Below are 18,941 nucleotides of genomic sequence, written 5' to 3' on the forward strand. Positions count from 1 at the left end.
CCCGCTGCAAGGCCTCGCGGATCCACAAGCTTCTGACCGGGACTCCAAGTCAAGCGCTCGCAGCCGAGGCCGTGCACTGCACCAACGCACGCCGCAATGCGACTCCCTTGAACCATGGAAATCTTCGACTACGACAACATCCTCCTCCTGCCGCGCAAGTGCCGGGTGGAAAGCCGCGCCGAATGCGACACCTCGATCGAGTTCGGCCCGCGCCGCTTCAAGCTGCCGGTGGTGCCGGCCAATATGAAGACGGTGGTGGATGAGCGCATCACCGAATGGCTGGCCGCCAACGGCTACTTCTACGTGATGCACCGCTTCGACCTGGACGCCGTGGCCTATGCCCGCAGCATGCGCGACAAAGGCCTCTTCGTCTCGATCAGCTCCGGCGTCAAGGAGGCGGACTACGCCCTGATCGACCGCCTGGCCGCCGAAGGCGTGGGGGCCGACTACATCACCATCGACATCGCCCATGGCCATGCCGACAGCGTGCAGCGCATGATCGCCCACATCAAGCAGAAGCTGCCGGACACCTTCGTCATTGCCGGCAACGTGGGCACGCCCGAGGGCGTGATCGACCTCGAGAACTGGGGCGCGGATGCCACCAAGGTGGGCATCGGCCCGGGCAAGGTCTGCATCACCCGGCTCAAGACCGGCTTCGGCACGGGCGGCTGGCAGCTCTCGGCGCTGAAGTGGTGCGCGCGCGTGGCCACCAAGCCCATCATCGCGGACGGCGGCATCCGCCACCATGGCGACATCGCCAAGAGTGTGCGCTTCGGTGCCTCGATGGTGATGGTGGGCTCGCTGTTCGCCGGCCATGAGGAATCGCCCGGCAACACGGTGGAGGTGGACGGCAAGCTCTACAAGGAGTACTACGGCTCGGCCTCGGACTTCAACAAGGGCGAGTACAAGCACGTCGAGGGCAAGCGCATCCTCGAACCCGTCAAGGGCCGCTTCGCCGATACCGTGCGCGAGATGCGCGAAGACCTCCAGAGCTCCATCTCCTACGCCGGCGGCCGCCAGCTGGCGGACCTGCGCAAGGTGAACTACGTGATCCTCGGCGGCGAAAACGCCGGCGAGCACCTGTTCATGTGAGGCGCGGGCGGCCTGTGGTCGCCCGCTGGATCATCGGCCCGGCTGCAGAGTCGGGCCGCCTCACCGTTCCGACCTCGCGCAAAGCGCTTCATGATGCAACAGCATGTATTGATAACTCGTCTTCTTGCATCAAGACGTTTCCTACCGCCGTCAAAATCACCCTTTCAATGCATGTAGGGGGCTGACAGGCGCCGCGTGCTCGCCACAATGCGGGAGTCTCCAAACCGCCACCCGCTCCCTGCATGACGCGTCGCACGCCCCCTGCACCGACTCCCACCAGCTTTCGCCGGGACATCAACGGCCTGCGCGCATGGGCCGTCATGTCGGTCGTACTGTTTCACCTGGGGGTGCCCGGCCTCCGGGGAGGCTTTGTGGGGGTGGATGCCTTCTTCGTGATCTCCGGCTTCCTGATGACGGGCATCCTGCTGAAGGGGCTCGATGCCGGCAAGGTCTCCATTGGCGACTTCCTGCTGGCCCGGGCCCGGCGCATCCTGCCGGCCCTGCTGCTGCTGTGCCTGGGCCTGCTCCTGCTGGGAGCCCGCGTGCTCCTGCCGCTGGACTACAAGCAGCTGGCCTCGCACAGCCTGGCGAGCCTGACCTTCCTCTCCAACTTCAAGTACTGGGGCGAGGCCGGCTATTTCGACGCCAGCTCCCATGAGAAGTGGCTGCTGCACACGTGGTCGCTGTCGGTCGAGTGGCAGTTCTACCTGCTCCTGCCCTGCCTCTTCTGGGCCCTCTGGCGACTGCAATGGGGGCGCCGAGCCCTGTGGTCAATGCTGGCGGGCCTGGGCCTGCTGAGCCTGGCGCTGTCGATCTGGCAGAGCTTCTCGGACCCGACGGCCGCCTACTATGGCCTTCAAAGCCGCGCCTGGGAGATGATGCTGGGCGGCCTGCTGCACCTGGCGCCGGCCTGGCGCCCGGGTCAGGACCGGCAGCGCAGGCTTCTGGAGGCCACGGGCTTTGCCCTTCTGGTGGGCAGCGTCTTCTTCATCGACGGCCGCTGGCCCTGGCCAGGCCTGCCGGCCCTGCTGCCCACCCTGGGGACTGCCGCCATGATGCTGGCAGCCCGGCAGGATTCGCCGCTCACGGCGTCGGCCCCTCTGCAGTACCTGGGCAGCCGCTCCTACTCCCTCTACCTCTGGCACTGGCCGGCCTGCGTGCTGCTGAGCTACCTGGGACTCAACCAGCAGGCCATGCCCCAGCTGCTGGCGCTGCTTGCCATGCTGGGGCTCGCCGAGCTGTCCTGGCGCCTGGCGGAGCAAGGCGCCGGGCGCAGCCTCAACCGCCAGCCAGCACGGCAGGCCTGGATCCGGCTGGGCAGCTGGACCGCGCTGCCGGCCCTGCTGGCCCTGGGCTTGTGGGTGGCTCAGGGCTGGCCCGGCCGCCTCCCGGCCTCTGCGGAGGCCATCGCCGCCGCGGCCGCCCGGCCCTCCTCGGCCAACAAGGCCTGCCATGTCAGCGAGGGCCGGCACTCGCCCATGTGCAAGTATGGGGATGGCCCGCCCGCCTTCGTCCTGCTTGGGGACAGTCATGCCTCGGTGCTGGTCAGCGCCGTCCGGGACGCGCTGCCGGCCGGGAGGTCCATGCTGCAACTGAGCTATTCGGGCTGCCCATATGTGCTCGACGCCCGCTTCGATACGCCCTGGACCTCTGCCCACTACGACTGCGCCGGCTTCAACCAGTGGGCCCGCGACACCATCAGGGCCCTGCCGCCAGACGTGGGCGTGATCCTCGTGTCGCGCTACGCCTCGCGGGCCCTTGGGGCCAACGAGGACCCCCCGGAGGAGCGCAGGCCGGCCATCGACTTCCCCGCCAACGGCCCCATCGATCCCGACCGCCTGGGGCATTTCGCAGCCCAGATCATCCGGGACAGCTGCGAGCTGGCGGCTCAGCGCCCAGTCTGGCTGGTGCGCCCCATCCCCGAGATCGGGCGCCACGTCCCGCATCTGATCTCCCGCCGACTGGCCATGGGCCAGGACCCCGAGCTGGGCCTGGCCTGGGCTGACTACCAGGAGCGCAACGGCTGGATCTGGAAGGCGCAGGATGCCGCTCGCCGGCAATGCGGCGTGCGCATCGTGGACCCCACGAGCCTGCTGTGCGACACCCGCCGCTGCGCCACCAGCCATCAAGGACAGCCCTTGTACATGGATGACAACCACCTCAGCGCGTATGGCAGTGCCCGGCTCGTGCCGGTGTTCCGTCAGGCCTTGCAGGCCGGGCAGCCCACGCTGGAAGCTGCCAATGCCGCTTCGGCCTCCTTGCCGGGCGAGCCGCCCGCCAGTCTGTCCGACGCCCTGCCTCATGCCTGGCCCACGGGGCTGCCCCCACCGGCGGCCGGCCTCGCGACACCCCGCCCTGCCGCGCCGCAGGGGCCGGCGACCGCGCAACCCAGCACATCACCCTGATCCTGTCTCCTGTCAGTTCTTTCAATCACGCCGGTTTGCGTCATCTTGATGCACGCCGGCGTCGTCTTTTTGCAGCTTCTGCTGGGATTTCACCGCTACTCAGTGTCGGAACGGACTCCAACAATAAAACGAACGGTCGTGCTATTTCAGCATCAAGACCGTCACAACAAACAGGAGACAAGCCATGCGAAACAACACAGCCCGCGAGAGCGGCAAACCTTTTTCACGCCCCCAGTCGGGGACCCGGCGCCTCGCCAGCGCCCTGCTGGGGGTGAGCCTCGGCCTGCTGGCCCTGGGCGCCCAGGCCCTGGGCTGCCGCAGCGCCACCCCGGCCGAGGCAGCGGTCTACACCGTGCCCCAGCTGATGCCGGGTGTCACCTCGCCGCGGGACGGCACCTGCTTCATCGGCGGGCTCAGGATCCCGGGCAGCGACGGCACCCTGCTCAGCGCCAATGTCTTCCTGCCCAAGGCGGATCCCTCGGGCGCCAAGGCGCCCGGCGTGATGTTCATCAGCAGCTGGGCGGCGGCCGACTTCTTTGAGTACGTGGGCCAGCAGCAGCGCCTGGCCCAGCAGGGCTATGTGGCCTTTGCCTACACCGCGCGGGGCTTCTGGGGTTCCGAGGGCACGGTGGGCGTGGCCGGTCCGGCCGATGTGGCGGACGCCTCCAGCATGCTGGACTGGCTCAGCACCAACACCCCGGCCGACCCGCAACGCCTGGCCTCGGCCGGCATCTCCTATGGCGCCGGGCTCTCGCTGCTGGCCGCCGCCCGGGACAGCCGCATCAAGGCCGTGGTGGCCATGTCCGGCTGGGCCTCGCTGATCGAGCAGATGTACCGCAATGAGGTGCCCAACCCCATCTGGCTGGACATCCTGCAGCTCTCCGGCCAGCTGACCGGCCGGCTGGACCCGCTGGTCGCCAGCTACAACAGTCTGCTGCAGAACCCTGACACCCCCGCCGCCAAGATCGGCGAGATCGCCAGCTGGGCCTGGGCCCGTTCGCCCAGCAGTGCGGTCCCGCAGCTCAACAGCCGCCAGGTGCCCGTCATGCTGGTCAAGAACTGGCAGGACGACATGTTCTCGCCCAACTCCAGCATGACCCTGTTCACCGCCTTGAGCGGGCCCAAGAAGCTGCTGCTGCAAAGCGGCATCCACGCCTCGGCCGAGCTGCCCGGCGCCGTGCTGGGCGTGGACCAGCACATCTGGACCCAGGCCCAGCGCTGGCTGGCGCGCTGGCTGAAGAACGAGGCCAATGGCATCGACACCGAGCCCAAGGTCGACCTGCAGCCCAAGTTCCAGGGCTACCGCGAGCTGCTGTCCAACTGGCCGGCGCCCGAGCTGAAGACGCAAACCCTGTACCTGCAGCCCCGCGGCGCCATACGCTGGGACTGGCGCTGCGTCTGCACCCGCGGCTGGACCGGCGGCCTGGGTGGCGCGCCCAGCGGCGACACGGTCAGCGACCGCATCGGCAACAGCTCGGACACCACGGCCAGCAGCGGCCCCCTGCCCGTGCTCTCGCCCCTGATGGAGAGCGTGGGCCTGCCCGTGATCAACCACCAGGCCACCATCCTGTGGGGCAATGGCATCCGCTACGAGGGCGACTGGCTGCGCAGCCCGCTGAAGCTGCGCGGCATCCCCAGCCTGCAGCTGCGCATCAAGCCCTCGCAGGCGCGCGGCATGGTCGTGGCCTATCTCTACGACGTGGACGCCGCCGGCTTCGGCACGCTGATCAGCCATGGCGCCCGCGCCTGGCACCAGGCCCAGCCAGGGCAGGCCATGAACCTCGGCCTGGACCTGGTAGCCACGGCCTATGACGCACCCGCCGGCCACTACCTGGCCCTGGTGCTGGACACGCGGGATCCGCTGTACGGCAACCCGGTGCGCGCCGGCGAGTCCTTCGAGTACAGCCTGGAGTTCGCCCCGGGGCAGACGCAGCGCCTGACCCTGCAATCGCGCTGAAGCAGCTTTGGCGCCATCGAGCACCGCCCCCAGGATTCAGCGCCTGGGGGCGCCAAGGTGGCCCCTACAATCGGGCAACCCCTGATTCCCGCCGACGGGGCGCCTCCGCGAGGAGACGCCCCGCGGCCATTTCAAGCAGCAAAGCGCGTCATGACCGAACTTGCCAAGTCCTTCGAGCCCGCCGCCCTGGAAGCCCATTGGGGCCCTCTGTGGGAGTCCCAAGGCCTCTACCGTCCCACGCTGGACAAGAGCCGCGACTCCTTCTGCATCCAGCTGCCGCCGCCGAATGTGACCGGCACCCTGCACATGGGTCACGCCTTCAACCAGACCATCATGGACTCGTTGACGCGCTACCACCGCATGCGCGGCCACAACACCCTGTGGGTGCCTGGCACCGACCACGCCGGCATCGCGACGCAGATCGTGGTGGAGCGCCAGCTGCAGGAGAAGGGCCAGAGCCGCCATGACCTGGGCCGCAAGAACTTCGTCGCCCAGGTCTGGGAGTGGAAGGAGCAGTCCGGCAGCACCATCACCCGCCAGATGCGCCGCATGGGCGACTCGGTGAGCTGGGAGCACGAGTACTTCACCATGGACGACAAGCTCTCCAAGGTGGTCACCGACACCTTCGTGCGCCTCTTCGAAGAAGGCCTGATCTACCGCGGCAAGCGCCTGGTGTCCTGGGACCCCATCCTGAAGTCCGCCGTCTCCGACCTGGAGGTGGAGAGCGAGGAGGAAGACGGCTCGCTGTGGCACATCCGCTACCCGATGGCTGAAGGATCGGAGACCCTCGTCGTCGCCACGACCCGCCCCGAGACCATGCTGGGGGACACCGCCGTGATGGTCCACCCCGAGGACGAGCGCTACAAGCACCTGATCGGCCAGCAGGTGAAGCTGCCCATCACCGGCCGTCTGGTCCCGGTGATCGCCGACGACTACGTGGACAAGGAATTCGGCACCGGCGTGGTGAAGGTCACCCCGGCGCATGACACCAACGACTACCAGGTGGGCCTGCGCCACAAGCTGCCCATGCTGACCATCTTCGATCTCGAGGCCAAGGTCAGTGCCCATGAGGCCACCGAGATCCCGGCCGAGTACATCGGTCTGGACCGCTTCGTCGCACGCAAGAAGATCGTGGCCGAGCTGGAGGCGCAGGGCCTGCTGGTCGAGGTCAAGAAGCACAAGCTGATGGTGCCGCGCTGCGCCCGCACGGGCCAGGTCATCGAGCCCATGCTGACGGACCAGTGGTTCGTGGCCATGAGCAAGGCCGGCGCCAACGGCAAGTCCATCGCCGAGGAGGCCATCGAGGCCGTCAGCTCGGGTGACGTGAAGTTTGTGCCCGAGAACTGGGTCAACACCTACAACCAGTGGATGAAGAACATCCAGGACTGGTGCATCTCCCGCCAGCTGTGGTGGGGCCACCAGATCCCCGCCTGGTATGACGAGGACGGCCAGGTCTACGTCGCCCGCAGCGAGGCGGAGGCGCAGGCCAAGGCCCCCGGCAAGACCCTGACCCGCGACGAGGACGTGCTGGACACCTGGTACTCCTCCGCCCTGGTGCCCTTCTCCACCCTGGGCTGGCCCGAGGCCACCGTGGAGCAGGACCTCTTCCTGCCCTCCTCCGTGCTGGTGACGGGATACGACATCATCTTCTTCTGGGTCGCCCGGATGATCATGATGACCAAGCACTTCACCGGCAAGGTGCCCTTCAAGCACGTCTACATCCACGGTCTGGTGCTCGACGCCCAGGGCAAGAAGATGTCCAAGTCCGAGGGCAATGTGCTGGACCCGGTGGACCTGATCGACGGCATCGAGCTCGCGCCCCTGCTGGACAAGCGCACCCAAGGCCTGCGCAAGCCCGAGACGGCGCCCAAGGTCCGCAAGGCCACTGAGAAGGAGTTCCCCGAGGGCATCCCCGGTTACGGCGCCGACGCCCTGCGCTTCACCTTCGCAGCCATGGCCACGCTGGGCCGCTCGGTCAACTTCGACTCCAAGCGCTGCGAGGGCTACCGCAACTTCTGCAACAAGCTCTGGAACGCCACGCGCTTCGTGCTGATGAACACCGAAGGCCAGGACTGCGGCCTGAAGGAGCACACCGCGGCGGACTGCGAAGGCGGCTACCTGAGCTTCAGCCCCTCGGACCGCTGGATCACGAGCGAGCTGCAGAAGGTCGAGATGGCCGTGGCCCAGGGCTTCGCGGACTACCGCCTGGACAACGTCGCCAACGCCATCTACGACTTCGTCTGGAACGAGTACTGCGACTGGTACCTGGAGATCGCCAAGGTGCAGATCCAGGTCGGCAACGAGGCTGAAGCGCGCGCCACGCGCCGCACCCTGATCCGCACGCTGGAGACCACGCTGCGCCTGTTGCACCCGGTGTCCCCCTTCATCACCGAGGCCCTGTGGCAGACGGTCGCGCCGGTGGCCGGCCGCAAGAGCACCGAGTACATCGTCAACGCTGCCTACCCCGTGGCCCAGCCCGAGAAGATTGACCCGGCGGCCATCGCCTGGGTGGAGCAGCTCAAGGCCGTGGTGGGCACCTGCCGCAGCCTGCGCAGCGAGATGGGCCTCTCGCCCGCCGAGCGCGTGCCCCTGCTGGTGGCTGGCGGCCAGGGCTTCATCGCCGAAGCCGCTCCGCTGATCAAGACCCTGGCCAAGCTGGCCGAGGTCCAGCTGGTGGATGACGCCACCTTCGAGCAGGCCGCCGCCGCGCTGCCCGTGCTGGTGCATGGCGAGGCCCGCCTGGCGCTGAAGGTGGAGATCGACGTCGAGGCCGAACGCGCCCGCCTGGGCAAGGAGATCGCCCGACTCGAAGGCGAGATCAGCAAGGCCACGGCCAAGCTGTCCAATGAGAGCTTCGTGGCCCGCGCGCCCGAGGCTGTCGTGGCCCAGGAGCGCCAGCGCGTGGCCGAGTTCGGAGCGACGCTGGAGCGGCTGAAGACCCAGGCCTCCCGTCTGGGCTGAGGCCCGTCACAGGATCCTGCTGCCGGATCCACGCCCGTCAGCACAAGGGGGCCTGCAAGGGCCCCCTGTGCATTTGGAACCGTCGGACCGGCAGCAGCCATACGGGCCCCCGGCAGAGCCCATCCCCGGGGGAGGGCGTTCAAGCCCCGCTGGGCTCCGCCACGGCACCCGCCGTGGTCTCTGGCTTGCTCAGCAACTCGTCCATGCGCCGCGCCACCGCCCAGGCGGCCCGCACGCGCGACTCCCGCGTGGTGCTGGCGACTCGCGGCGTGATCTGCAGATTGGGCATGCCGTGCAGGGGCCGGTCGGGCTCCAGCCAGCCCGGCTCCACGCTGTCCATCCAGGCCGCGAGGATGCGGCCGCTGCGCATGGCGCCGGCCAGGGCCACGTCGTCGAACATGGCGCAGTGGGTGAGCGCCACCACCACCTGGTTGGCCTTGGCATGGCCCAGCACACGGTGGCCCAGCAGGCCCTTGTAGCGCGGGTAGAAGGGCAGCTGCACGCAGAGCACGTCGCTCTGCTCCATCAGGGCGCGCAGGGCCACGGGCGGGATGTTCCATTGCTTCCAGAGGTCCTCGCTCTCGTGCAGCGAGGGGTCGTAACCCAGGACCTTGGCGCCGAAGGCCGGCAGGATCTGGGCCAGCATGCGCGAGGCCGGCGTCAAGCCCAGCAGGCCCACGGTGGACTGCCCCAGCTCGCGCCCCACCAGCAGGCCATCGGCACCGTAGACCGGCACCCGGCGCAGCATGTTCAGCGCCGCGCCCAGCATGTACTCGGCCTCGGCCTGCCCCGTGGCGGCGCCGGAACGCACGAGTTCGACCTCGTGCATGCGGCAGGCCTCGATGTCCACCGTCTCGATACCGGCGCTCACGCGGCCGATCACCCGCAGGCGCGGCGCGGCCTTCAGCAGGGAATGGTCGACCGCCACGGTGGGCGGCAGGATCAGGCCGTGCACCTGCTGCAGGCCTTCACGCAGCGCGGCGGGGTCCCGGGCCAGCTCCGGCGCCACGCGCACGGCATGGCGCTTGCCCAGCCATTCGACCACCTCGACATCCAGAGGTTCCAGCACCAGCAGATTCATCTTTTCATGTTCCAGATGGCATTGCTCCGGGGCCAGACCCCCCGTGCCACAATCCCACGCATTCGTCCCAGGCAGCTCGCCAGATGCAAATCAACAAAGCCATTTTCCCTGTTGCGGGCCTCGGCACGCGTTTTCTCCCGGCAACAAAAGCGCAGCCGAAGGAAATGCTGCCGGTCGTGGACAAACCTTTGATCCAGTATGCGGTCGAAGAGGCCTATGCCGCGGGCATCCGCGAGATGATCTTTGTGACCGGCCGTCACAAGCGCCCCATCGAAGATCACTTCGACATGAGCTTCGAGCTGGAAGTCGGCCTGGAGCAGGCCGGCAAGCAGGAGCTGCTCGACGTCGTGCGAAGCGTCAAGCCCGATGACATGCAGTGCATCTATGTCCGCCAGGCGCAGGCCCTGGGCCTCGGCCATGCGGTGCTGTGCGGGCAGCGTCTGGTGGGCAACGAACCCTTCGCCGTGCTGCTGGCGGACGACCTGATGGTCGGCCCCGACGAAGGCCATCCCGTGCTCAAGCAGATGGTCGAGCAGTTCAGCGAATGGCGCGCCTCCATCCTTGCCGTGCAGGAAGTCCCTGCTGAGCACACCCGGCGCTACGGCATCGTGGCCGGCGCCCCGGTGAGCGACAAGCTGGTGGACGTCCAGCGCATCGTCGAGAAGCCCGCGCCCGAGGTCGCGCCTTCGCGCCTGGGCGTGGCGGGGCGCTACATCCTCACGCCGGGTGTCTTTCTCGAGATCGCCAGCCAGCCGCGCGGCGTGGGTGGCGAGATCCAGCTGACGGACGGCATCGCCGGCCTGCTGCGTCGCGAGAAGGTCTTTGCCTATCGTTACGAGGGCAAGCGCTATGACTGCGGCTCCAAGGAAGGCTTTCTGCAGGCCAATGTGGAACTGGCCCTGGCGCATCCCGCGCTGGGCCCCGGATTCCGCGAGTACCTGAAGTCGCTCGACGTCTGAGCGAGCCCGGCCGGACACAAGCAAAAGGCCTGCGGACTCGGCGAGAGTCGGCAGGCCTTCTTGCAGAGGCGGGCGGCTCAGCGCCGCTTCAGCACGTGGACGAACTCCTCGCCGGACTGGCTCTGCGCCACCAGCTCGTTGCCGGTCTGGCGGGCGAAGGCCTGGAAGTCTCGGGTGGAGCCCGGGTCCGTGGCCACGACCTTCAGCAGCTGGCCGCTCTGCATCTCCGCCAGGGCCTTCTTGGCCTTGAGGATGGGCAGGGGGCAGTGAAGGCCGCGGGTGTCGAGTTCCTTATGGATGTCCATGTGCGTCTCTTTCCTGGACGGGATTCTAGGGCCGGTTCACACAACGCAGACCCGGGCCTTCATTGGGTGCACAGCCCCTAGGCAGGGAAGACGCCGGTGGACAGGTAGCGATCACCGCGATCGCAGACCACGAAGACCAGGGTCGCGTTGCTGAGGGTGCGCGCCAGCTGCAGAGCCACCCAGCAGGCGCCGGCCGCGGAGATGCCGGCGAAGAGCCCCTCCTCGCGGGCCAGGCGGCGGGCCATGTCCTCGGCGTCGCTCTGGCTGACCTGCACCAGCTCGTCGACCTGCTCAGGGTGATAGATCCGGGGCATGTAGGCCTCCGGCCACTTGCGGATGCCGGGGATGCGCGAGCCCTCGGCCGGCTGGGCGCCCACGATGCGTACCGCCGGGTTCTTCTCCTTCAGGAAGCGCGAGGTGCCGGTGATGGTGCCGGTCGTGCCCATGGCGCTGACGAAGTGGGTGATCTCGCCGCCGGTGTCACGCCAGATCTCGGGGCCGGTGGTCTCGTAGTGGATGCGCGAGTTGTCCTCGTTGGCGAACTGGTCCAGCACGCGGCCGCGGCCGTCACGCTGCATCTGCTCGGCCAGGTCGCGGGCGTATTCCATGCCGCCGGAGCGCGGCGTGAGGATGAGCTCGGCGCCGAAAGCCTTCATGGTCTGGGCCCGCTCGATGGAGAGGTCCTCCGGCATGATCAGCACCATGCGGTAGCCGCGCATGGCGGCGGCCATGGCCAGGGCGATGCCGGTGTTGCCCGAGGTGGCCTCGATGAGGGTGTCACCAGGCTTGATCTCGCCGCGCTCCTCGGCCCGGCGGATCATGCTGATGGCAGGGCGGTCCTTGACCGAGCCGGCAGGGTTGTTGCCCTCCAGCTTGCCCAGCAGCACGTTGCCGCGGGCGGCCAGCTCCGGCCCCAGGATGCGTTGCAGACGCACCAGCGGCGTATTGCCGATCACGTCCTCCAGACTCGGGTACTGTTTTGTGCTCATGGCGGTGATTGTCCACCAGGGCGCCCGCCCTTCGCGGTCACGGGGCCTTGCGACCTCTCTGGCACATGGGGTCGGGTCTTGCCCGCGCCTGCTCCGGCAGCGCGAGCCGGAGGCGCCGCCAAAGCCATGTCATAATCCGCCCCTCGCGCACAGCGCCGATGGCCCGGATGGCGAAATCGGTAGACGCAGGGGACTCAAAATCCCCCGCCGCAAGGCGTGTCGGTTCGAGTCCGACTCCGGGCACCACGAAATACGCAATGGCTGCTGAACGCGAAGAAAACCACCGCACGGTGGTTTTTTCATTTCCGCGCAGCCCCCGGCCGGAAGTCGCGCGGACGCATACACTCGCTGCGTCCAAGGCCGATGCCGGCCGTTCTGTCTCTCAGCGCAAGACCTGACACACCGCCATGCCCCAACTGCCCCCCATCACCAAGGCCTTCATGCTGGCTTGCGTGGGCTTCTTCTGCCTGTTCATCCTGGTGCCGGAATGGAAGCCCTGGCTGGCGCTGTGGCCCATCTCCAGCGGCAACTTCCTGCCCTGGCAGATGGTCACCTACGCCTTCCTGCATGGCGACGCCATGCACCTGTTCTTCAACATGCTGGGCCTGTGGATGTTCGGATCGGAGCTGGAGCTGGTCTTCGGCCAACGCCGCTACCTGCAGCTGCTGGTGGCCTCCACGCTCAGTGCGGCGGCCATGCAGCTGCTGTTCACCTTCGCCATCGGCTCCTACGCGCCCACGGTGGGCGCCTCCGGCGCGCTCTTCGGCCTGCTGCTGGGTTTTGGCATGCTCTTCCCGGACCGGGTCATCATGCCCCTGTTCCCCCCCATCCCCATGAAGGCCAAGGTCTTCGTGGCCCTCTTCGGCGCACTCGAGTTGCTGATGGGTCTCAGCGGCGCCAGCGGCGTTGCCCACTTCGCCCACCTGGGCGGCATGATCGGCGCCTGGCTGCTGATCCGGAACTGGCGCAGCGGCGGCCGCCGCTGAAGCCCGGGTCCCGGGGTCTCAGCGCCCCGCCAGCAGGCCCTCGCGCACGTCCGCATACCGCAGGCGCAGGCCCAGATCGCGCTTCATGCGTGCATTGAGCAGGCGGCGTGATTCCGCCATGAAGCTCAGCTGCATCGGCGACATCTGCACCTGCGCCTGGGCCCGGCTGATGCGTGGCGGCCTGGGCAGCCCGCAGAGATCGGCCGCCAGGTCGAAGTACTCGCCCATGCGCAGCTGGGTGTCGTCGCAGACATTGAAGCAGCGCCCCGCCGGCGCCCGCAGCAGCGCGCGCACGCAGACCCGCGCCAGGTCGTCGGCGTGGATGTGGTTGGTGTAGACGTCGTCCGGCGCCTCCAGCACCGGCGTGCCGCGCGCCAGGCGCTCGCGCGGATGCCCGCCCTCGCGGTCCCAGGCATAGATGCCCGGCACGCGCAGCACGCTCACATGCGCCCCGGTCTCGCGCCCGAAGCGGCGCAGGGCCTGCTCGGCATCGACACGGCGGTGTGCGCGATCGGAGCGCGGCTGCAGCGGGGCGGTCTCGTCCAGCCACGCGCCCTGGGCATCGCCGTAGACGCCCGTGGTGCTGGCGTAGACCAGCACCTGCGGCGGCGTCGCACGGCGCAGCGCCTGCAGCAGGCGGCGGGTCCGCAGGTCCTGCGCGCCGCTGGCCTGTGGCGGCGCCAGGTGCAGCACGTGGGTGGCCAGGCCGGCCAGGCGGCGCAGGGTCCGGGCATCGTCCAGATTGCCCAGCAAGGGATGCGCCCCGGCGGCCCGCAAGGCCTCCTGGCGCGCGGGCGAAGAGGTCAGCGCACAGACCTGCCAGCCTGCAGGCAGGCGGCGCAGCACACGCATCCCGACGTCGCCGCAGCCGACGATCAGCAGGCGCACCGGGGCCTCGGAAGCTTGGGAACGGGAAGACATGGACATGGACGAAGTGCAGGATGGCCAGGCCCGAAAGGACAGGCTGACGGCGCCCGGCCCTGCTCAGGCAAAATGTCGACCCAGTGTACGGCCCGCCCCGCCGACTCCTCGGCAGGACACGGGCCGCTTTATCGTCCGGACCTCACCACCATGAACTTCCAGATCACCGTCCAGCCCAGCGGCCGCGAATTTGCCGTCGAACGCGATGAAACCCTGCTTGGCGCCGCCATCCGCCAGGGCGTCGGCCTGCCCTATGGCTGCAAGGACGGCGCCTGCGGGTCCTGCAAGAGCAAGCTGCTGGAAGGCCGGGTCATCCATGGCGCCCACCAGAGCAAGGCCCTGAGTGCCGAGGAAGAGGCGCAGGGCATGGTCCTGACCTGCTGCGCCACGCCCCAGACCGACTGCGTGCTGGAAGCCCGCACAGTGCCCGGCGCCGGCGAGTTCCCCGTGCTCAAGCTGCCCAGCCGCGTGATCAGCATCGACAAACCCGCGCCTGACGTGGCCGTGCTCCGCATGCAGCTCGCCGCCAACCAGAACTTCCAGTTCCATGCCGGCCAGTACGTCGAGTTCATCCTGCGCGACGGCGCCCGCCGCAGCTATTCCATGGCCAATGCGCCCCACAACCTGGGCACGCCGGCCGCCATCGAGCTGCACATCCGCCACATGCCCGGCGGCAAGTTCACCGACCACGTCTTCGGCGCGCTGAAGGAGAAGGACATCCTTCGCATGGAAGGCCCCTTCGGCAGCTTCTTCCTGCGCGAGGACAGCGACAAGCCCATCGTGCTGCTGGCCAGCGGCACCGGCTTCGCGCCCATCAAGGCCATCCTGGAGCGCATCCAGCACCTGGGCCTGACGCGACCGGTGCACCTGTACTGGGGCTGCCGCAGCAAGTCGGACCTCTATCTGCACGACTGGGCCGAGCAGGCCGCCGCAGCCATGCCGACGCTGCGCTACATCCCCGTGCTCTCCGAGCCCAAGCCCGAGGACGCCTGGAGCGGCCGCACCGGCTTCGTCCACCAGGCCGTGCTGGCCGACCTGCCGGACCTCAGCGGCTTCCAGGTCTATGCCTGCGGCGCGCCCATCATGGTGGAGAGCGCCCAGCGCGACTTCTCGGCCCAGGGCGGCCTGCCCAAGGACGAGTTCTACGCCGATGCCTTCACCTCCGAAGCCGACAAGCACGGCGGCTGAGCGCTACGCACGCTGTGCGCCCGCCCGGACCGCCCGGACCGCGGTGGGCGGCATGACAGCCTCATACTTGCCCTCATGAAGCACTTCCCGCCGCCCTACGCCAGCGCCACCCAGTTCGAAGACCGGCTGCGCGAGCTGGGCTCGGCCGTCATTGCGCCCGAGGGCCTCTGCCTGTGGGCGGGCCTGCGCGCCGAGGACCTCCAGTCCCTGACGCCCTTCTGGGACGAGCTCCCGCCCGACACCCATCTGCGCGACGGCGGCCGCTACCGCTTCCGCCGCCATGGCAGCTTCGTGGCCGAGGGCGGGCAGCTGCGCCAGCAGGCCCACCGCGCTCACTGGCAGCCCCTGGACTACAACGCCCTGCACGGCGGCCTGGAGCGCTGGTTCGAGCCCGTGCAGCCGGCCCTGGCAGCGCTGCCTGCCTGGCAGGCCCTGCTGCTGCGCCTGGCACGCGCGGCCGATGCGCTCAAGGGCCCTCAGCCCTGGTTCATCGAGACCCACCAGTTCCGCATCGACACCACCGACGGCATCGGCCGCCCCACGCCCGAGGGCGCACACCGTGATGGCGTGGACCTGGTGGCCGTGTTCCTGGTGAGCCGGGTGGGCATCAAGGGCGGCGAATCGCGCGTCTTCGAGGCCAACGGCCCGCGCGGCGAGCGCTTCACGCTGCAGGAGCCCTGGACCCTGCTGCTGCTGGACGACGAGCGTGTGATCCATGAGACCACGCCCATCCAGCCCGCTGCCGAGCATGGCCACCGCGACACCCTGGTCGTGACCCTGCGCCGCGGCAGCTTCCAGGACCCGGTCTGAGCACCCTGCCCTGGCGCCCTGCCAGGGGATGCGTGCCATGCATCACGGCATGCCGAATGCTTGTGCCTTGACGAAGGCGCGAGGCCGCCATCACCCCTACACTCTCGGCCCAGCGCGGTCACGAGCCGCGCTGCTTCGCCGCCACAGGGCCTGGCCTGGGCTGATCCAGACGGGTGTGGCGCTCCATTCCTCTCGCATCACAAGTGCAAGCACGCCATGTCTGACCTCGTCCGCGCCCTGACCGAATCGCCGGCCTCCATCCCCTCCTCCCTCTTCGGCCTGCCCGAGCAGCCCGCCCATGAGCGCGTGCTCTTCGCCACTGACGAGCAGACCGGTCTGAAGACCATCCTGGCCGTGCACAGCACCGCCCGTGGCCCCGCCTTCGGTGGCTGCCGCTTCTGGACCTACGACAACGAGCTGGCCGCCCTGAACGACGCACTGCGCCTGTCGCAAGGCATGAGCCTCAAGAACGCCCTGGCCAACCTGCCCTTCGGCGGCGGCAAGGCCGTGATCATCAAGCCGGCCGGCGACTTCGACCGCCCCGCCCTCTTCGCCGCCTTCGGCCGCGCCGTGGCCTCGCTCAATGGCGCCTACATCACTGCAGAAGACGTGGGCACCACCACGGCCGACATGCGCGTGGTTCAGCAGCACACCCAGTTCGTCAGCGGCATCCCGCGCGAAGGCGCCTTCGGCGGCGACCCCAGCCCCAAGACCGCCTGGGGCGTGTTCGTCTCCATCGACGAAGGCGTCAAGCGCGTGCTGGGCCGCAGCTCGCTGGAAGGCGTGACCGTGGCCCTGCAGGGCCTGGGCGCCGTGGGCTGGCACCTGGCCGAGTTCCTGCACCAGGCCGGCGCGCAGCTGGTCGTGGCTGACGTCAACGCCGACAAGGTCGCCCGCGCCCAGGCCGAACTGAAGGCCCGTGCCGTGAGCGTCAACGAGATCCTGTCCGTGCAGGCCGACGTGCTGGCACCTTGCGCCCTGGGCGCCGTGCTGAATGCCCAGAGCATCCCCGCCATCCAGGCCAAGCTGATCGCCGGTGCCGCCAACAACCAGCTGGCCACCGTGGCCGACGGCGACGCCCTGCAGGCCCGCGGCATCACCTACCTGCCGGACTACCTGGTCAACGCCGGCGGCATCGTCAGCGTGGCCCGCGAGTTCCGCAATGAGGGCGAAGAGTCCAAGGTGATGGCCGAGGTCAGCGAGATCCGCGGCCGCGTGGCCGAACTGCTGGAGCGCATCAAGGTCTCGGGCAACACGCCGGGCCGCGAGGCCGACGCCTGGGCCCGCTCCAAGCTCGTGAAGCCTGTCTGATTGACCACCCCTACCCGCTTCGCGGGCCCCTCAAGGGGCAAGCCCGTAGGCCCGGCAGAGCCGGATCCTCGGGCTTCGTGCGGGGGCCGAGTGGCTACGCCACCGGCCGTCTCGGCATGGCGGGGAACTCTCCTGGCATGCACTAGTCGGCCAGTGGCGCAGCCATGAGGCCGCCCCAGCGAAGCCCGAGGATCCAGCGCTGCCGGGCCTACGGGCTTCGTGCGGGGGCCGATTGGCTACGCCACCAGCCGTCTCGGCACGGCGGGAACCTCTCCTGGCATGTACTAGTCGGCCAGTGGCGCAGCCATGAGGCCGCCCCAGCGAAGCCCGAGGATCCAGCGCTGCCGGGCCTACGGGCTTCGTGCGGGGGCCGAGTGGCTACGCCATCGGCCGTCTCGGCACGGCGGGAACCTCTCCTGGCATGTACTAGTCGGTCAGTGGCGCAGCCATGAGGCCGCCCCAGCGAAGCCCGAGGATCCGGCTCTGCCGGGCCTACGGGCTTGCCCCCTTGAGGGGGCCGCCGCAGGCGGTAGGGGGTGGGCCCTTATTCGCCGAGGTAGGCGGCGCGCACCTTGGGGTCGTTGAGCAGGTCCTTGCCCGCGCCGGTCATGGTGATCAGGCCGCTCTCCATCACGTAGCCGCGGTTGGCGGCGGCCAGCGCGCGGCTGGCGTTCTGCTCCACCAGCAGGATGGTCACGCCCTGGCCGTGGATGTCGTTCACGACCTCGAAGATCTTGTCGACCATGATGGGGCTCAGGCCCATGCTGGGCTCGTCCAGCAGCAGCACCTTGGGCTGCGTCATCAGCGCGCGGCCCATGGCCAGCATCTGCTGCTCGCCGCCGGACATGGTGCCGGCCAGCTGCGTGGCACGCTCCTTCAGGCGCGGGAAGATGCCGAAGATCCGGTCGATGTCGGCCTCGATCTGCGCCTTGTCGTTGCGGATGTAGGCACCCATCTGGAGGTTCTCCACGATGGTCATGCGCGTGAAGGTCCCGCGGCCTTCCGGCACCATCACCAGGCCTTGCTTGACCAGGTCCCAGGCGCCCTGGCCCTTGATGGACTTGCCCATGAATTCGATGTCGCCCGCGGCCACCGGCTGCAGACCCGTGATGGCCTTGAGCGTCGTGGTCTTGCCGGCGCCGTTGGCCCCGATCAGGCTCACCAGTTCGCCGCGGCGCACTTCAAAGTCCGCGCCCTTCACCGCCTGGATCCCGCCGTAGGCCACCTTCAGCCCGCTGACCTTCAACAGCACTTCATTCGTCATCTTTGACTCCAAATCTATTGCGTCACTGCCTCGCTGCGCGGTCTTCCCGCGCGGAGCCTCAGGGTCGGGCTCTGCCGGCGCTGGAGGCTCGCCCCCTCGAGGGGGCTGGCGAAGCCAGTAGGGGGCGGGCTGTCAATGACCACCGGTGCCGAGGTACGCCTCGATCACCTTCTCGTTCTTCTGGACGTCCGCGGGCGTGCCCTCGGCGATCTGCTTGCCGTAGTCCAGCACCGTCACGCGGTCGCACAGGCCCATCACCAGCTTCACGTCGTGCTCGATCAAGAGGATGGTGCGGCCGTCCTTGCGGATGCGGTCGATCAGCTCGCGCAGCACCACCTTCTCGGTGGCGTTCATGCCCGCGGCCGGCTCGTCCAGCGCGATCAGCTTGGGGTCCGTGGCCAGCGCGCGCGCGATCTCCAGCCGACGCTGGTCGCCGTAGGACAGCGTGCGTGCCTTGAATTCGGCGTACTTGCCGATGCCCACATAGTCCAGCAGCTCCTGCGCCCGCTTGGCGATCGCGGCCTCCTCGGCCTTGAACGCCGGCGTGCGGAACACCGCTCCGATCAGCCCCGAGTGCGTGCGCACGTGACGCCCCACCATCACGTTCTCCAGCGCCGTCATCTCCGAGAAGAGGCGGATGTTCTGGAACGTGCGGGCGATCCCCGTCTTGGCCACCAGGTGCACGGCCGTGGGCTGGTAGGGCGCGCCCCCC

The 18,941-nt window shown here is 68.7% G+C and carries 15 protein-coding genes and 1 tRNA gene; 10 read left to right on the top strand and 6 right to left on the bottom strand.

Translation table 11 applies throughout. The annotated features are described in order from the left end of the window. The first annotated feature begins 114 nt into the window (after positions 1–114). The 4 genes from ABDJ40_RS07820 to ABDJ40_RS07835 all read left to right on the top strand — a co-directional run bounded on the left by ABDJ40_RS07820 (position 115) and on the right by ABDJ40_RS07835 (position 8,415). Positions 115–1,092 carry a GMP reductase gene (locus ABDJ40_RS07820; protein WP_347608441.1) on the top strand — a complete coding sequence of 326 codons (978 nt, stop codon included), beginning with the start codon at positions 115–117 and terminating at the stop codon, positions 1,090–1,092. Positions 1,093–1,334: 242 nt separating this feature from the next. Then, entirely contained in the window at positions 1,335–3,497 is a 2,163-nt protein-coding gene (locus ABDJ40_RS07825; protein WP_347608444.1) for an acyltransferase family protein, read from the top strand. Positions 3,498–3,681: 184 nt separating this feature from the next. Then, a complete protein-coding gene (locus tag ABDJ40_RS07830; RefSeq protein WP_347608447.1) occupies positions 3,682–5,454 on the top strand; it encodes a CocE/NonD family hydrolase in 1,773 nt (590 codons plus the stop codon). 150 nt (positions 5,455–5,604) lie between these two features. Next, positions 5,605–8,415, top strand: coding sequence for a valine--tRNA ligase (locus ABDJ40_RS07835; protein ID WP_347608450.1), 2,811 nt, complete (start codon positions 5,605–5,607; stop codon positions 8,413–8,415). Between the two features lie 139 nt (positions 8,416–8,554). Here the strand turns inward: ABDJ40_RS07835 and ABDJ40_RS07840 are convergent, their stop codons facing one another. After that, entirely contained in the window at positions 8,555–9,496 is a 942-nt protein-coding gene (locus tag ABDJ40_RS07840) for an NAD(P)-dependent oxidoreductase (protein WP_347608453.1), read from the bottom strand. Between the two features lie 83 nt (positions 9,497–9,579). Between ABDJ40_RS07840 and galU the strand changes: the two genes are divergently transcribed. Beyond that, on the top strand, positions 9,580–10,455 hold the full coding sequence (gene galU, locus ABDJ40_RS07845) for a UTP--glucose-1-phosphate uridylyltransferase GalU (protein WP_347608456.1): 876 nt from the start codon (positions 9,580–9,582) through the stop codon (positions 10,453–10,455). A 77-nt stretch (positions 10,456–10,532) separates the two neighbouring features. Here the strand turns inward: galU and ABDJ40_RS07850 are convergent, their stop codons facing one another. Both ABDJ40_RS07850 and cysM read right to left on the bottom strand, forming a co-directional pair. Then, positions 10,533–10,760: a sulfurtransferase TusA family protein gene (locus ABDJ40_RS07850; protein WP_183106294.1), complete on the bottom strand. Its 228-nt coding sequence runs from the start codon at positions 10,758–10,760 to the stop codon at positions 10,533–10,535. Positions 10,761–10,837: 77 nt separating this feature from the next. Continuing rightward, on the bottom strand, positions 10,838–11,749 hold the full coding sequence (gene cysM, locus ABDJ40_RS07855) for a cysteine synthase CysM (RefSeq protein WP_269633739.1): 912 nt from the start codon (positions 11,747–11,749) through the stop codon (positions 10,838–10,840). Positions 11,750–11,910: 161 nt separating this feature from the next. On the opposite strand from cysM, the gene ABDJ40_RS07860 reads away from it, so the two are divergent. Then, positions 11,911–11,995 (top strand) — tRNA-Leu (locus ABDJ40_RS07860). A 161-nt stretch (positions 11,996–12,156) separates the two neighbouring features. Then, a complete protein-coding gene (locus tag ABDJ40_RS07865; RefSeq protein ID WP_347608460.1) occupies positions 12,157–12,735 on the top strand; it encodes a rhomboid family intramembrane serine protease in 579 nt (192 codons plus the stop codon). An 18-nt stretch (positions 12,736–12,753) separates the two neighbouring features. On the opposite strand, the gene ABDJ40_RS07870 is transcribed toward ABDJ40_RS07865, so the two are convergent. After that, positions 12,754–13,662: an SDR family oxidoreductase gene (locus ABDJ40_RS07870; RefSeq protein ID WP_347608463.1), complete on the bottom strand. Its 909-nt coding sequence runs from the start codon at positions 13,660–13,662 to the stop codon at positions 12,754–12,756. A 144-nt stretch (positions 13,663–13,806) separates the two neighbouring features. Between ABDJ40_RS07870 and ABDJ40_RS07875 the strand changes: the two genes are divergently transcribed. The 3 genes from ABDJ40_RS07875 to ABDJ40_RS07885 all read left to right on the top strand — a co-directional run bounded on the left by ABDJ40_RS07875 (position 13,807) and on the right by ABDJ40_RS07885 (position 16,965). After that, positions 13,807–14,844, top strand: a complete 1,038-nt coding sequence (locus ABDJ40_RS07875) for a CDP-6-deoxy-delta-3,4-glucoseen reductase (RefSeq protein WP_269633743.1) — start codon at positions 13,807–13,809, stop codon at positions 14,842–14,844. 75 nt (positions 14,845–14,919) lie between these two features. Next, positions 14,920–15,654: a 2OG-Fe dioxygenase family protein gene (locus ABDJ40_RS07880; protein WP_347608466.1), complete on the top strand. Its 735-nt coding sequence runs from the start codon at positions 14,920–14,922 to the stop codon at positions 15,652–15,654. A gap of 216 nt (positions 15,655–15,870) precedes the next feature. Beyond that, positions 15,871–16,965: a Leu/Phe/Val dehydrogenase gene (locus ABDJ40_RS07885; RefSeq protein WP_347608469.1), complete on the top strand. Its 1,095-nt coding sequence runs from the start codon at positions 15,871–15,873 to the stop codon at positions 16,963–16,965. Between the two features lie 544 nt (positions 16,966–17,509). On the opposite strand, the gene ABDJ40_RS07890 is transcribed toward ABDJ40_RS07885, so the two are convergent. Continuing rightward, on the bottom strand, positions 17,510–18,229 hold the full coding sequence (locus ABDJ40_RS07890; protein WP_269633746.1) for an ABC transporter ATP-binding protein: 720 nt from the start codon (positions 18,227–18,229) through the stop codon (positions 17,510–17,512). Positions 18,230–18,361: 132 nt separating this feature from the next. Continuing rightward, the coding region (locus tag ABDJ40_RS07895) for an ABC transporter ATP-binding protein (protein WP_347608472.1) at positions 18,362–18,941 on the bottom strand (580 nt) is incomplete at its 5' end.

Source organism: Roseateles flavus, from assembly GCF_039872765.1.
GTDB lineage: Bacteria > Pseudomonadota > Gammaproteobacteria > Burkholderiales > Burkholderiaceae_C > Roseateles_B > Roseateles_B flavus.